Annotated in this window: 12 protein-coding genes; 11 read left to right on the forward strand and 1 reads right to left on the reverse strand. The window is 29.0% G+C overall.

The window, feature by feature from the left end; genetic code table 11:
* Positions 1 to 350 precede the first annotated feature (350 nt).
* The 10 genes from COL3_RS27660 (at position 351) to holA (ending at position 12361) form a co-directional block, all read left to right on the forward strand.
* Positions 351 to 2657 (forward strand): AAA family ATPase, encoded by a 2307-nt coding sequence (locus COL3_RS27660; RefSeq protein ID WP_008429701.1) that lies wholly within the window; start codon positions 351 to 353, stop codon positions 2655 to 2657.
* A 417-nt stretch (positions 2658 to 3074) separates the two neighbouring features.
* Positions 3075 to 3410, forward strand: a complete 336-nt coding sequence (gene spoIIAA, locus COL3_RS27665; RefSeq protein WP_008429698.1) for an anti-sigma F factor antagonist — start codon at positions 3075 to 3077, stop codon at positions 3408 to 3410.
* Positions 3411 to 3424: 14 nt separating this feature from the next.
* The gene (gene spoIIAB, locus COL3_RS27670; protein ID WP_008429696.1) at positions 3425 to 3856 is read left to right on the forward strand and encodes an anti-sigma F factor; all 432 of its coding nucleotides are present in this window, start codon (positions 3425 to 3427) and stop codon (positions 3854 to 3856) included.
* Between the two features lie 10 nt (positions 3857 to 3866).
* Positions 3867 to 4622, forward strand: coding sequence for an RNA polymerase sporulation sigma factor SigF (sigF, locus tag COL3_RS27675; protein WP_008429694.1), 756 nt, complete (start codon positions 3867 to 3869; stop codon positions 4620 to 4622).
* 237 nt (positions 4623 to 4859) lie between these two features.
* The gene (gene spoVAC / locus COL3_RS27680; RefSeq protein ID WP_035284588.1) at positions 4860 to 5309 is read left to right on the forward strand and encodes a stage V sporulation protein AC; all 450 of its coding nucleotides are present in this window, start codon (positions 4860 to 4862) and stop codon (positions 5307 to 5309) included.
* Between the two features lie 77 nt (positions 5310 to 5386).
* Complete coding sequence (spoVAD, locus tag COL3_RS27685; RefSeq protein ID WP_008429690.1) at positions 5387 to 6406, forward strand: stage V sporulation protein AD; 1020 nt, start codon at positions 5387 to 5389, stop codon at positions 6404 to 6406.
* A 64-nt stretch (positions 6407 to 6470) separates the two neighbouring features.
* Complete coding sequence (spoVAE, locus tag COL3_RS27690; RefSeq protein WP_008429687.1) at positions 6471 to 6827, forward strand: stage V sporulation protein AE; 357 nt, start codon at positions 6471 to 6473, stop codon at positions 6825 to 6827.
* A 220-nt stretch (positions 6828 to 7047) separates the two neighbouring features.
* Positions 7048 to 9567 (forward strand): cation-transporting P-type ATPase, encoded by a 2520-nt coding sequence (locus COL3_RS27695; protein ID WP_008429685.1) that lies wholly within the window; start codon positions 7048 to 7050, stop codon positions 9565 to 9567.
* 4 nt (positions 9568 to 9571) lie between these two features.
* Positions 9572 to 11263 (forward strand): ComEC/Rec2 family competence protein, encoded by a 1692-nt coding sequence (locus tag COL3_RS27700; RefSeq protein WP_008429684.1) that lies wholly within the window; start codon positions 9572 to 9574, stop codon positions 11261 to 11263.
* A gap of 63 nt (positions 11264 to 11326) precedes the next feature.
* Positions 11327 to 12361: a DNA polymerase III subunit delta gene (holA, locus tag COL3_RS27705; RefSeq protein ID WP_008429682.1), complete on the forward strand. Its 1035-nt coding sequence runs from the start codon at positions 11327 to 11329 to the stop codon at positions 12359 to 12361.
* A gap of 48 nt (positions 12362 to 12409) precedes the next feature.
* Here the strand turns inward: holA and rpsT are convergent, their stop codons facing one another.
* The gene (rpsT, locus tag COL3_RS27710) at positions 12410 to 12673 is read right to left on the reverse strand and encodes a 30S ribosomal protein S20 (RefSeq protein WP_008429680.1); all 264 of its coding nucleotides are present in this window, start codon (positions 12671 to 12673) and stop codon (positions 12410 to 12412) included.
* A gap of 172 nt (positions 12674 to 12845) precedes the next feature.
* On the opposite strand from rpsT, the gene gpr reads away from it, so the two are divergent.
* Positions 12846 to 13829 carry a GPR endopeptidase gene (gpr, locus tag COL3_RS27715; protein ID WP_008429678.1) on the forward strand — a complete coding sequence of 328 codons (984 nt, stop codon included), beginning with the start codon at positions 12846 to 12848 and terminating at the stop codon, positions 13827 to 13829.
* Positions 13830 to 13874 lie beyond the last annotated feature (45 nt).

Genomic DNA, 13874 nt, shown 5'->3' on the forward strand with positions numbered 1-13874 from the left:
TTGAAAATGAGCTGTTAAAGGTTCTTAGTTGTAGGTTGTTCCACTTTAGCTTGTCACACTGAAAGTGGGAACATGCTAAAGTGGGCACAACCTGTAACTTAGAACCTTCAGCGATATTTTCATAGTTCTTAGGAATAAAAATATTTATGATTTCGGTAAGTTACCACATAAGTCTAATCTGTACATTGATTATTTATAATATTCAGATATTTAAATTTTTGTTTGTAAAAAAATATATCTATTTTACTATTTGAAGAATATTAATATTATATACTATCAATTTAGGGAGGAGTCTGCTTTGGAATGTTTATTTATCTATAAACAGGAATAATTTCAAAGTGGGATAAAATATGAAGAAAGAATTAACTCCAAGTGAAATTATTTTTTGTGCGTCTAGCACAGATACAATTAAGAAAAGCAAGATTAACAGAATACCCGAATTTGCTTCGACTTTAAATAAAATAAAAAAGAGCTTGAGCATTGAAAAAGATGGATACAATATATATTATGTAGATTCATTTTCAAAGGAAAAATTAAGTGGATTGGTGGAATATGTTAAGAGCATTTATGAGAATCTTCCGCCACCTAAGGATATTTGTTATGCTATGTCACAAGAACAATCAAACCCAATTGCCTTATTTTTGCCTAATGGTAAAGGTAATTTATTAAAAGAAATGATAGAGGAGCTTAAAGAGAAATATCTTGAATGTATAATAAGTTTTTATACAAGCTCTGCTGACGATGAGAAGGAAGGTATAATTGAAGATATAAGTGAAAAAAGAAATAATTATATAACTAAGCTTATGGATTCGGCAAAAACAAAAAATTTTGATGTTAAAGCAACTAGTGGTGGATTTGTATTTATTCCTTTAAAAGATGAAGGAGATGAAATGACTCAAAATGATTACGAAAATTTGGAGACTGACACCCAAGAAACTATCGAAAAACAGGCATCAAAATTAAAAAAAGAAGCAGAAATTATTTTAGAAGCATTAAAAGATATTGAAATTAAATCAATTGAAAAACTTAAGAGTCTTTATAGAGATTATTTAAAAAAGAATATGCAAAAATATAAAGATGATTTATTATTGCAATTTATTTCTCAAGATGAAGTTTATAAATATTTATTACAAATGTATGATGACCTAGAAGAGAAAATAGTTGATTGTTATACAATAAATTTAGAGGAAGATGAGGAGTCAATAAAAGATGTATTTTCTAAGTATGCTATAAATGTAATTGTTGATAACTCTAATGCAAGTCATCCAAATGTTATTTATGAAGAGGATCCTACAATTGGAAATTTAATGGGGAATATTGAGTATAGAAATAATAATGGCGGATATAGCACGGATATATCTTTGATTACAGCAGGAAGTTTGCTAAAAGCTAATGAAGGATGCTTAATATTAAGATTAAGTTCTCTAATAAGCAGTGGATTAAGCTATTATTATTTAAAAAAGGCGCTAATTCATGAAAAGGTAAGCTATAGCTATACTAGAAGCTATTTAGAGGTGATCTCTATTGCGGGGCTAAAGCCAGAGCCTATTCCCATTAACTTAAAAGTTATTATAATAGGTGATTATGAAAGTTTTCAAATACTATATGATAATGATGAAGATTTTAAGCGAGTATTTCCAATTAGGATTGAGGCGGATGTTGAACTTAAATATAGCAATAGTGCAAGAAATACTATAGTATCTATGATTAAGGAAAAAATAAAAAAAGATAATTTATTGGAGATAACTGATGATGCGCTTAATGAAATAATAAAGTATTTATCTAGAGTTACAGGGCAAAGAAATAAAATATCTATAGATGATTATTATATTAATAAATTATTATATTTAGCTAACACTAATGCAAAAGAAGAAGAAAGAAGCAATATTGAAAAGAAGGATATAATTGAAGTTGCCTACGAAGATGAAAAGATTTTAGAAGATATAATGGATAATTACAAAAATAAAAAGATACTAATTACTACAAATGGAACTAAAGTAGGAATAATTAATGCATTGGCTGTAGTTGGCGATGGCGCTTATAGCTTCGGTAAGCCTATGAGAATAACGTGTTTATCCCATATAGGTGAAGGCAGAATTATAGATATTCATAAAGAGTGCAAAATGAGTGGAAATATTCATGAAAAATCGATCAGTACGCTAAGAGGTTTATTGAGCAATTTAATAAGTCCATATGAAAAGCTGCCAGTAGATTTACAATTGAGTTTTGAACAAACTTATGGAATGGTTGAGGGAGATAGTGCATCTGTTGCAGAAATTATTTGCATCTTATCAGCACTTAGTAAGAGACCAATAAGACAAAATATTGCTGTAACCGGATCTATAAATCAATTTGGAGAAATTCAACCAATAGGTGGCATTAATGAAAAAATCGAAGGCTTTCATAGAGTATGCAGTATTATAGATAAAATTAATGATAAGGGAGTATTAATACCAAGTACTAATGTTGATGAGTTAATTTTAAGAAGTGAAGTTGAGGAAGATGTCAAGAAAAGAAAATTTCATATCTATACTATGGAAACGTTAGAAGATGCAATCGAGGTATTGATACTTGATGAAGGCGAATCCGTAAAAAACTTCTATAAGGAAATAGAAAATGAAATTTCAAAATATAAGAATATAAAAAAGAAAAAGTAATATATAACTAGTATATTTATGTATAAGTAATTTAATAAACTAAATATAAGATAGATAGAAGATGCCTTTGCCTATTATTAAAATTAAGCAAAGATATCTTTTATTTTTTATATGCCTTTAGTAAAATGTTTTGGATGATTATGCTTTCCTGAAATTAAAGTTAAAAAATAATATATAGAATAAAATGTAATAAATAGTTTGACGTTGAATAAAATACTATGTTAAAATATGGTAAAAGGGTGAAAGAGAGTTTATGAGGAGGTGAAAACAGAATATCTCAAAATATTATACTAAAATTCAAATTATTATATACCTAAAATATTATAATTTTTTGAATTTATTCATTCCTTAGTAATACAAATAAACTTTTAATTAGAGTTTATTAAGTGGAAACTTGTAGAGATATTCTTAATTTATATGTATTTAAATTTTGAGAAAAAGAATAATATTCTAATAATTACTCTCAATGGAGAGTTAGATCATAATAGCGCCGAAGAAGTTAGAGTGAAAATTGATGATAGAATTGATAGAGATAACATAGAAAAAGCAATTTTAGATTTTTCTGGAGTAACTTTTATGGATAGTTCAGGAATCGGTGCTGTCCTGGGAAGGTATAAGAAGTTATCAAATAAAGGTGGAATTCTTTGTATTGCAGAACCAAGTAAAAATGTTAATAGAATCTTTGAGCTAGCAGGTTTATATAAGTTAATTAAAAATTTTAATACTGTAGATGAAGCAGTAAGGTGCATTTAGATGGAGGGGTTATCATGTCTGACAATAAAATGAGCATAGAGTTTGTGAGCAAATCTCAAAATGAGGCTTTTGCAAGAGTTGCTGTAGCCGCTTTTGTTGCTCAATTAGATCCAACAATTGATGAAATAAATGATGTAAAAACAGCAGTATCTGAAGCAGTTACAAATTCAATAATACATGGATACGAAAATAAAGAAGACGGATTAATTAGAATTGAGGCAGAAATTTATGAAAATGAGATAATCATCGTAATTAGCGATAAAGGAGTAGGAATTGACAATATAGAGCAGGCTATGGAACCATTGTATACATCAAGGCCGGATTTAGAGCGATCAGGTATGGGCTTTACTGTTATGGAAACATTTATGGATGAATTAGAGGTAGAAAGTGAAAAGGGAATTGGTACAAAGGTGGTAATTAAGAAGAAATTTAACGTGGTAAGTTAGGTGAAATAATATGGAAAAAGAGGATTTAAAACGAGAGGATTATGATTATGACAGCAATCCAAAGTTATTAGCTTTAGCAAGAAGTGGTGATGCTGATGCTATGAATAAATTAATAGAAATGAATTTACCATTAGTGTCATCCATAAGCAAGAAGTTTTTAAATAGAGGATATGATTATGAAGATATATTTCAAATAGGATCAATTGGGCTAGTTAAGGCCATTAATAATTTTGATTTAACTTATAATGTTAAGTTTTCAACATATGCAGTCCCTATGATTATTGGGGAAATTAAAAGGTTTCTAAGAGATGATGGAATGATTAAAGTAAGTCGTAATGTTAAAAGTTTAGCTAGAAAAATACATTTTCATAAAGAAATTTTAACTAAAAAGCTTAAGAGATCGCCTACTCTAGAGGAACTTGCAGAATATGCGAATGTGGATAAGGAAGAGATTTTATTTGCAATAGAATCTTCTAACAGTTTGCAATATTTATATGATACTATACACCAAGATGATGGGTCACCAGTACTTTTAATTGATAAATTAAGTGAAAAAAGTGTTGATGATGGAAATCTTATTGAAAGGATAGCTCTTAAAGAGGCGCTAAGAAGCCTAGATAACAAAGCAAGACAAATTATAATGCTCCGGTATTTTAAGGATAAGACGCAGGTGCAGGTAGCCAAAATGCTTGGAATAAGTCAAGTTCAGGTGTCTAGAATTGAAAAGAAAGTATTAATCGAAATGCGAAAAAAATTAGAAGAATAACTTATCACTATTTATATAAGTTGTATTAAATTTTTCTAAATATAAAAATTATAAGTTTTTATTATATAATTCTAATGCATAAAGGGTAGACATTGTTTTGATTATTGATTAAAACAATATCTACTCTTTATTTTTGCTGTTTACCATAAAATAACACGATTAACTTTTAAGGATTTGAAAATAATAGGTATATAGGTAAAAAGGAGAGTGAATATTTTGGTTAGTAATAGTTATGGTATGGATGAAAATAAAATTATGGAAAAGTATAAAACAATGGCAAGTGATGCGGCTCCAAAATCTAAAATATTACAAGATTGCTTAAGAGCTTTTTTAGTTGGTGGTCTAATTTGTGATGTAGGCCAATTTATTTATAACATAGCTGCTGGTTTTGGGTTCAGTCAAGAACAGGTAATGAATATTGTTCCTATTGTGATGATATTCTTGGGTGCTTTATTAACGGGAACTGGTACATACGCAAAGTTGGCTGATTTTGGAGGGGCAGGTACAGTTGTGCCTATTACTGGTTTTTCTAATGCTGTTGTTTCCCCAGCAATAGAGTTTAAAAAAGAAGGTTTTGTATTTGGAGTTGCAGCAAATATGTTTAAAATTGCAGGACCAGTACTAGTATATGGAATTGGTAGTTCTGTAATTATTGGTTTGATATATTACATAATAGCTATTATTTAAAGATTAACTAGGTATTTGGATAAATGTTATAAATGTAATTTTATTTTAAACATTGAAATATAGGAGGAGTGGTTAATATGCAAACCCATAATAAAAAGATAGGTGGCCAAACAGTGAAATTAGAGCATCCACCCAAAATAATAGCAACACATTCAATAGTAGGACCCAAAGAAGGTCAAGGACCTTTAAGCCAATACTTTGACGAAATATTGGACGATGATACCTTAGGAAAAAAAAGTTTTGAAAAAGCAGAAAGCCAAATGATGTTTACTGCTATATCCGAAGCTTTGAAAAAAGCAAAGCTTAAGGAAATAGATATAGATTATTTATTTTCAGGGGATTTATTAAACCAAATAATTTCATCTAGCTTTGCTGCTAGAGAGTTTAGCATTCCATTTTTTGGACTATATGGAGCATGTTCTACTATGTCGGAATCATTAAGCTTAGCATCAATCATAATGGATGGCGGGTTCGCTAATCATGTGGTTGCAACTACTTCCTCTCATTTTAGTTCTGCTGAAAGGCAATTTAGATTTCCTCTTGAATATGGATCGCAAAGACCTCAAACAGCGCAATGGACAGTAACAGGTTCGGGAGCAGTGGTTCTTGGTCATGAAGGAGATTTTCCAGAAGTAACTTATGTGACAACAGGAATAGTAAAAGATTATGGACAGAAAGATGCCAATAATATGGGAGCTGCTATGGCACCAGCAGCTGTTGACACTATTGTAAGTCATTTTAAAGATACGGGAAGAAAGCCAGAGGACTATGATATTATAGCAACAGGTGATTTGGGAGTAATAGGAAAAGAACTTACAGATAAATTGATAGAAGAATTCGGGTATAATATTAGGAAGCAACATATAGATTGTGGTGAGATTATATTTGACAATGAAAATCAGAATACTCAGTCTGGGGGAAGTGGATGTGGCTGTTCAGCAGTTGTATTTACGGGATATTTATATAAAAGACTTATGAAAAAAGAGATTAAGAAAGTATTATTAGTTTCAACTGGTGCACTTATGAGTACAACATCTTCCTTGCAAGGTGAAACAATTCCAGGTATAGCTCATGCAGTTGCTATTGAGATGAATTAAACTGATATATCAAATGAATTTTTAGATCTTAGAGATATATTTTAGCTGAAAGGATTGATTTTTTATGAATTATATAAGTGCATTTATAATTGGAGGAATTATTTGTGTTATAGGACAGATATTAATAGATCTTACTAAATTAACACCAGGAAGAATATTAGTAGTATTTGTTGTTCTTGGTGCAGTTGTAGGAGCCTTTGGCTGGTATGACAGACTAGTTGAGATTGGTGGAGCAGGAGCTACAGTCCCTCTTCCAAGCTTCGGAAATTCATTAGCAAAAGCTACTATTAAAGAGGTAAAAGAAACGGGATTAATAGGTGCATTTACTGGAGGAATTAAAGGTGCAGCGGCAGGGATAACAGCATCTATATTTTTTGGTTACTTTATGGCACTGATTTTTAATCCTAAAACAAAGAAATAAAAAAGCATGGATTTTGGGGTATGGGTATTAGTGTGCAATCAGTTAAAGCTTTCTAACAATTTTAATTCTATTTAAATATAATAGATATATGGTATTAAGTAAAATCAGAATGTAACGAAAAAATAATTATATGCTAAAGTTTTGCCTTTTAATGCCTTAACATGTATAATTATACTACAAAGAAATAGAAAATGAAGAGATGAAGAATGGTGGGGTTCATTTGGAGAAATATTGTAATAATTCTTGGACTCAGATAGTTGAATTATTAAATAGTAATATACAAAATGGAATTAGTGAAAATGATTATGAGGAATTAAGCCAAAAATATGGAACAAATAAAATTGATTTACCAACTGGAAATAAGCTTTATAAACATATATTTGGTGCTTTAAAGCAAAAATCTGTAATTATATATATAGTAATTGCAATAATACTACTTGTATTCAAATATTTTTTATTTTCTGGGGTAGCTGCATTTATATTAGTATGTAATTTAATATTAGTTATAAGGCATTCTATAAAAAGAGATAGGGAAATTGGTGCTTTAGAAAGGTTAAATTCGGCTGATACAATAGTTATTAGGGATGGAGCACAAAAAGTTGTTAAATCTGAAGAACTAGTAATGGGAGACATAGTTAGGTTTTCTGTTAACTCAATTGTTCCTGCAGATATAAGAATAATAAGTGCTAATGATTTAAAGGTAGATGAAAAGAGCATTACGGGAGAGGCTTTTTATAAGGAAAAGTTTGAAAGCAGAATAGAAGGAACAATTGCTTCCCTTACAGATATGAAGAACATATTATTTAAAGGATCGGTAATAAAATCAGGTAGTGGATTAGGAATAGTAATTGCCACTGGGAACTTTACACAATTGGGAAGAATGCTTGCAATGTTAACATATGCAAGTAATAGAAAGCATAATTTTGGTGCAATGATATCAAGTATTTTAGAAAAGTATTTATTAAAATATTTCTTAGGAATTGTTGTTATAGGTTCTTATTTCGTATATTCAGGGCAAGATATTCAAAAAAGATATATAGCTACAGCATTATTTGCTTTAGCATGTTTTCCAATTGCTGTAATTGCTAAGCTTGTCTTTAGAGCAGTCACTAAAAAGTTCTTAGACGAGAACATTGAAATAATAAATTTTTCTGTATTTAATTTAATTAAAGATGTAAATATTTTATTTTTAGATAAAGTGGGCGCAATAAGTAAAAAAGAAATGATTGTAAAGAAGTTATATATTAATAATAATTTAATATCTACAGATGATCCTTATATAAAGGAAATAACTTTTGATAGAATAATAGAAATATCATTAATATGTAATAATGCAATATATAGCGCAGATGATAATAATGGAAAAGGTGAATTAGATGAACTTGCATTTTTAAACTATGCAGCTAAGAAAAAAGTTTACAAGGCTTCTATAGATGCTAGAAATGCAAAAGTATTAGAAATACCTATGGATTCTGACAAGAGATTTTCTACAGTTGTAAGTAAGTTCGATAAAAGATATAGAGCTAATACTAGGGGATATGTAGATGCTGTTTTAGAACAATGTACACATATTATGATAGAAGGCGTTGAAAGAGAAATAACTGAAGAGTATAAAGCAGGAATAAAAGAAATAGATATGAATTTATCCATTGAAGGATTAATAACTCAAGGATTTGCCTATAGAAATTTTAACTATGAACCATCTAGATCTGAAAATATTGAAAGCAATATGGTTTTTGTTGGAATAATGGGATTAGAAAATCCTCTTGAAGAAAACCTTGAAAATAGCATAAACCGTATCAAAGATAAAGCTATAGTGCCAATATTATTTACAGAAGAAAGTAAATTGAGTGCAATAACAAATGCAAAAGCGGCAAACATAATAAGAAATAATAATCAAGTTGTAGCAGGAATAGAGTTAGATTCATTAAACCATCAAGAATTAAAAGATTTACTTTCCAGAGTAAGAGTATTCTGTAGAGTTAATCCCGAAATTAAGTCAAGAATTGTTTCATTATTTGTAAAAGATGGGCATAAAGTTGTAACTACAGGTGAAACTTTAGGTGACTTGCCTGCTCTTAACCTATCTAATGTTGGTATTGGAAAAGGTAAAGCATCTTCAATAGTAAAAAAAGTATCAGATGTTTATATTAAAGAAAATTATTTAGATGGATTTTTTAAATTAAGATTTTTTTCTAGGGTTTTCGATAAAAATATAGATAGAGCTTTCAAAATATATTTTATGACTGTTTTTACAGAACTTTTAGTATTAATGGGAAGCCTTATTATGGGACAACCTGAAAGTTTAGATTTTTGGAATGTTCTTGTTATAAATGGAGTTTTATTCATTCCATTATCACTAATTATTTTATTAAGAAATGGACGAGATATTAGTAGTAATGAGGTATTTACTCGGGCTTTAATCCTAAGTATAATGACTATGATTTCAATTTATAAAGTTGATGGTAAGGAAGCAACTTTAATTCCATTAATTATTTTATCTATTGGGACTTTATTATTTACATTATTTAATAGTAATGTTTCTATAAGACGAATGTCTAAAGAATTAATTTTAGGCTTAGTAGCGTTACTAGTGACTATTATATCAACAGTCAGTATTGTTTTGATTTATAACATACTTCTTAGAGATATAATTATAATTGAATTAGTGATATCTATTATATTTTTAATCATATTTGAAATTTTAGCTAGAAAGTGGCAAAACTCATTAATGAGGTGAGTTGATGTTATCTAAAAAGATAGAAGATGTAGGTAATCCAATTGTTTATATTTTTTTATCGCTAGCAATAAGTTGTATTTATTATGGAATACAAGAAGATTTTAAGGGGCTTGCTATATTAATTGTAAGCCTCTATTTTGTTTGCTTGTTCTACTATTGTGGACTCAGTTTTAGCTATCTAATGATTATATTTTTCCTTATGGGAATTTTTATTAATTATTCTTATTATGGAATTACAGATAAAGTAAATGGTGAAGTTCGAATAGTTAAAGTAAGTAATTATGGTGTTATTGCTACCTATGAAGGTAAAAATATTACTTTAAAAACTAATAATAAAAATTTTTATGTAGGTGACAAATATGAAATAATAGGGAAAGTTAAAAGAATAAAAGATGAATATAACGGGATTGTGGGAGAAGTAGAGCCTCAGGAAATTAGTAAAATCAATGGTGATTTTATTACTAGGCTGTATGAGATTAAGAGAAATATATATTCTTCCTTAGAAGAAAATTTGGGGAAAAGAAAGGCTGGACTTATAGCATCAGTTGCTTTCGGATATTCTGATTTTTTAGATCCTGAGGATAAGGAAGATATGAAAAATCTCGGGGTTATTCATAGTATAAGTGTATCTGGACTTCATGTTGCCATTGTATATGGTTTTTTGCGAATTTTTATGGGAAGCAAATTGGGATTACTATCAACTATTATATATGTTATATTTACGGGTTATAATTATTCTAGCATTAGAGCTTTTGTAATGCTTGCATCTGTAGAAGGAGGACATATTTTAAAGAGAAATAATAGTTCTATATCGGCATTATGTTTATCGGCTATAATTTTAATAATCTTTCAGCCATATAGCATTTTTAATATTTCTTTTCATTTGTCGTATCTAGCTACTTTAGGAATAGTTATGTTTAATAAGAGATTTAATGATGTATTGTATAAAATTACTGCTAAATTAAGGCAGCCTTTGAGTCTAACCCTAAGTGCGCAAGTTTTTACATTGCCTTATTTAATTTTGATATTTAAAGATTTTTCTGTTAACTTTATTATCGGAAATATGCTATTAGTACCTCTAGTAGATCTTATGGTTATTAGTGGCAATGTATTAGCGTTGACGTATTTCTTTCCAAAGCTGTTTGACTTTTGCAGCTATTTAAATTTAAATATAATAAAAGTATTTGATTGGATTCTAAATATAATTGAGAATTTTTCACTTCCAATGTTCTATGGAAATGAATATGTAGTTTTCTTTTATTTAATACTAATGTTGAGTTTTTATTTAGTGAAGAAAAAACACAAAAAATTTATTTATCTTCCGCTTATAGCTATTTTTGTAATAGTAATTCAATTATATAGTCCAATACCCAATATAGTATATTATAAGGAAGGCGCTATATTAGTTAGTTATAAGGGGCAAAGGGTATTAATTGCTAATAAAAATCAAATTGATATACAAAGACTATCAAAAGCAACAGCAGCAACGAAATACTATAGAAAAGGTAAGCTGATAGATATCGATGGGATATGTAACATTAGATTAGAAGATAAGAATTACATTTTAGAAACTTCAAAAGAAAAATATTTATTGAAAGTAGCAAGCTCTAAAAATGTACCCACTGGATATGATATAATAAACCTTGAGAATAGAGTTAATAATAAGATATTTATAGTAAATGGCAATATAATATAAAATTATTAAGAAAAATAATTAATTCTTATAAGCAGTAATTTGTTATACGAGAGGAAAATTAAATTGATTAATTACGAAGTTTATGAACAAGAAATTGAAAAAGGTAAAGTACAAAAAGGATATGTATTTTGCGGTTTGGATGAGGAACTTATTAAGGATGGAATAAATTTAATTGTAAAAAGGGAAATACAAGAAGAATTTAAAGAACTTAATTTGATTAGAATAGATGGAATGAATACTAATTTTAATGATATTATGAATGCTTGTGAGACAATGCCTTTTATGGGAGAAAAGAAAGTGGTAATTGTCTACAGGGCGAACTTTCTACAAGAGAAAAGCGATTCAACAGGAACTAAAATATATAATGATATTAAGGATTATGTTTTGAATTTGCCATCATACACAATATTAATAATGTATTATTTGTTTAATGACAAACGAGATAGGCCAAATAAGAACAAGAAGTTGAATACATTAGGAAAAGCTTTACCAATAGTGTATTGTGATAAACTCAAAAAGGACAAATACCAAAAAAAGGTTTCTGATATATTTAAGGAGAAGGGTAAGCAAATTGGTAGAGTTGAGTTAACATATTTTTGTGAAAAAGTTCCTAATAATTTTGATATTATAAAAAGAGAAGCTGATAAATTAGTATCATATTGCCATGGACGGGAAATAAAAAAAGATGATATTGATTTGTTGATTTTAAATTCAAATGAAGATGATATTTTTGATTTGGTAGAATTAATTGCAATTAAGAAAATTGATAAAGCTATTGATATAATGAAGGAAATTTTATATAAATCAGATCAGCATATGCTTATAATTAGTGCAATTCAAAAACATTTTTTAAGACTATATGAAATTAAATGTAAATTAGCTATAGGAAAAAAAGTAGAAGATTTTATCTCGGAATACAGGCTGCCTCAATTTGTATGCGAAAAATTAATAAGTCAAACCCATAGGTTTACAGAAAAACAATTAGCAGAACTGGTTAAACTTTGTGTAAAAACAGAGACAAAGTTAAAATCTACAGGAATAGATAAAACTATGGAAATGGAATTTCTTCTTATTAATACACTTACGGTGAAAAAATAATATATACAGATATAAAAATAACCCATCTAGTTTAGATGGGTTTTAAGATTATGCCATAGCGTTTAACTTAGCAGCTAATCTTGATTTCTTTCTAGCAGCTGCATTCTTATGAACAACTCCTTTAGTTGTAGCCATATCTAATGACTTAACAACTGATGTAAATAAAGCTTTAGCTTCTTCGTTGTTCTTAGCTTCTACAGCAGTTTCAAATTTCTTTATAGTAGTCTTTAAAGCAGACTTAACCATTCTGTTCTTTAAAGTCTTAGTTTCAGTAACTTTAATTCTCTTCTTTGCTGATTTTATATTTGCCATTCTTAATTCACCCCCTTAAATTTTTATAGGGTCTCTGCAGTTTTTGGGGAAATCTGCGTACGAGTTCATATTCAACAAACCTTATTATAGCATCAGAAGTTATGTAATTCAAGTATTAAATTCAAAGAAAAAGGAAAAATAATACTGACTAAATTTAGAATGAGGTGTTGTTATGATAAATGTTAGGACAGATCTAGTACTCGAAGCAAGGGAGCTTTATAAAGAAAAACACAAGGATGAGGTGGATATAGATGGAATTGAAGTAATCGAGGAAAGTGAAAGTGATATTAAAGTAACTACTGTAAAAGTAAAAAATGAAGGAGGTGCCAAAAAAATTGGAAAGCCAAAAGGAAACTATATAACTATAGATATACCTGATTTTACACCTTATGATGGAGAAACAATGGATAGAGTTTCTCAGGTTCTGTCAGAAGTTTTAGAACGATTAATTAAGATTAATGTTGAAAAAAATATATTAATTGTTGGCCTTGGAAATTGGCAAGTGACTCCAGATGCCTTAGGTCCCAAGGTAGCAGAAAAAATAATGGTTACAAGACATCTGCAGACTGTGATGCCTGAGGCCATCGATGATTCGGTAAGGCCAGTTTGCTCTATAGCTCCGGGGGTTTTGGGGATAACAGGAATTGAAACTGTGGAAATAATAAAAGGTGTTGTGGAAAAAATTAAACCGGATTTAGTAATATGTATAGATGCTTTAGCAGCAAGGAGAATCGAAAGAGTAAATACAACAATTCAAATTGGAGACACTGGAATTTCACCAGGTGCTGGAGTTGGAAATAATAGAAAGCAGATAAATGAAGAAACTTTAGGAGTTAAGGTTATTGCCATAGGAGTTCCAACTGTTGTGGATGCGATTACAATTGCTAATGATACAATAGATTTGGTGTTAGATTCATTAATAAGTAATTCATCCAGTGGAAAGGATTTTTATAAAATGTTAAAGTCACTTGATAAAGGTGAAAAGGAAAGACTCATTAAAGAAGTAATGTCATCAAAAAATAGTATAGATATGATAGTTACACCAAAAGATGTTGACTTAATTATTAATTCATTATCCAAGATAGTGGCTAACGGAATAAATATGGCAGTACAGCCTAATATGGATATGGATGAAATTAATAAATTTTTAGGATGAGTAATAACTTTGAACAATATATATAAAAGTAAAGCTGTTTTAAAA

The sequence above is a fragment of the Clostridium sp. LS genome, assembly GCF_002760435.1.
Taxonomy (GTDB): domain Bacteria; phylum Bacillota; class Clostridia; order Clostridiales; family Clostridiaceae; genus Clostridium.

Excerpts from the sequence above, each read along its gene's own strand:
- spoVAD (WP_008429690.1), top strand. The coding sequence starts at position 5,387 with ATGCAAACCCATAATAAAAAGATAGGTGGCCAAACAGTGAAATTAGAG.
- spoIIAA (WP_008429698.1), top strand. The coding sequence starts at position 3,075 with ATGTATTTAAATTTTGAGAAAAAGAATAATATTCTAATAATTACTCTC.
- spoVAE (WP_008429687.1), top strand. The coding sequence starts at position 6,471 with ATGAATTATATAAGTGCATTTATAATTGGAGGAATTATTTGTGTTATA.
- COL3_RS27700 (WP_008429684.1), top strand. The coding sequence starts at position 9,572 with ATGTTATCTAAAAAGATAGAAGATGTAGGTAATCCAATTGTTTATATT.
- spoVAC (WP_035284588.1), top strand. The coding sequence starts at position 4,860 with ATGGATGAAAATAAAATTATGGAAAAGTATAAAACAATGGCAAGTGAT.
- rpsT (WP_008429680.1), bottom strand. The coding sequence starts at position 12,673 with ATGGCAAATATAAAATCAGCAAAGAAGAGAATTAAAGTTACTGAAACT.
- COL3_RS27660 (WP_008429701.1), top strand. The coding sequence starts at position 351 with ATGAAGAAAGAATTAACTCCAAGTGAAATTATTTTTTGTGCGTCTAGC.
- sigF (WP_008429694.1), top strand. The coding sequence starts at position 3,867 with ATGGAAAAAGAGGATTTAAAACGAGAGGATTATGATTATGACAGCAAT.
- gpr (WP_008429678.1), top strand. The coding sequence starts at position 12,846 with ATGATAAATGTTAGGACAGATCTAGTACTCGAAGCAAGGGAGCTTTAT.
- spoIIAB (WP_008429696.1), top strand. The coding sequence starts at position 3,425 with ATGTCTGACAATAAAATGAGCATAGAGTTTGTGAGCAAATCTCAAAAT.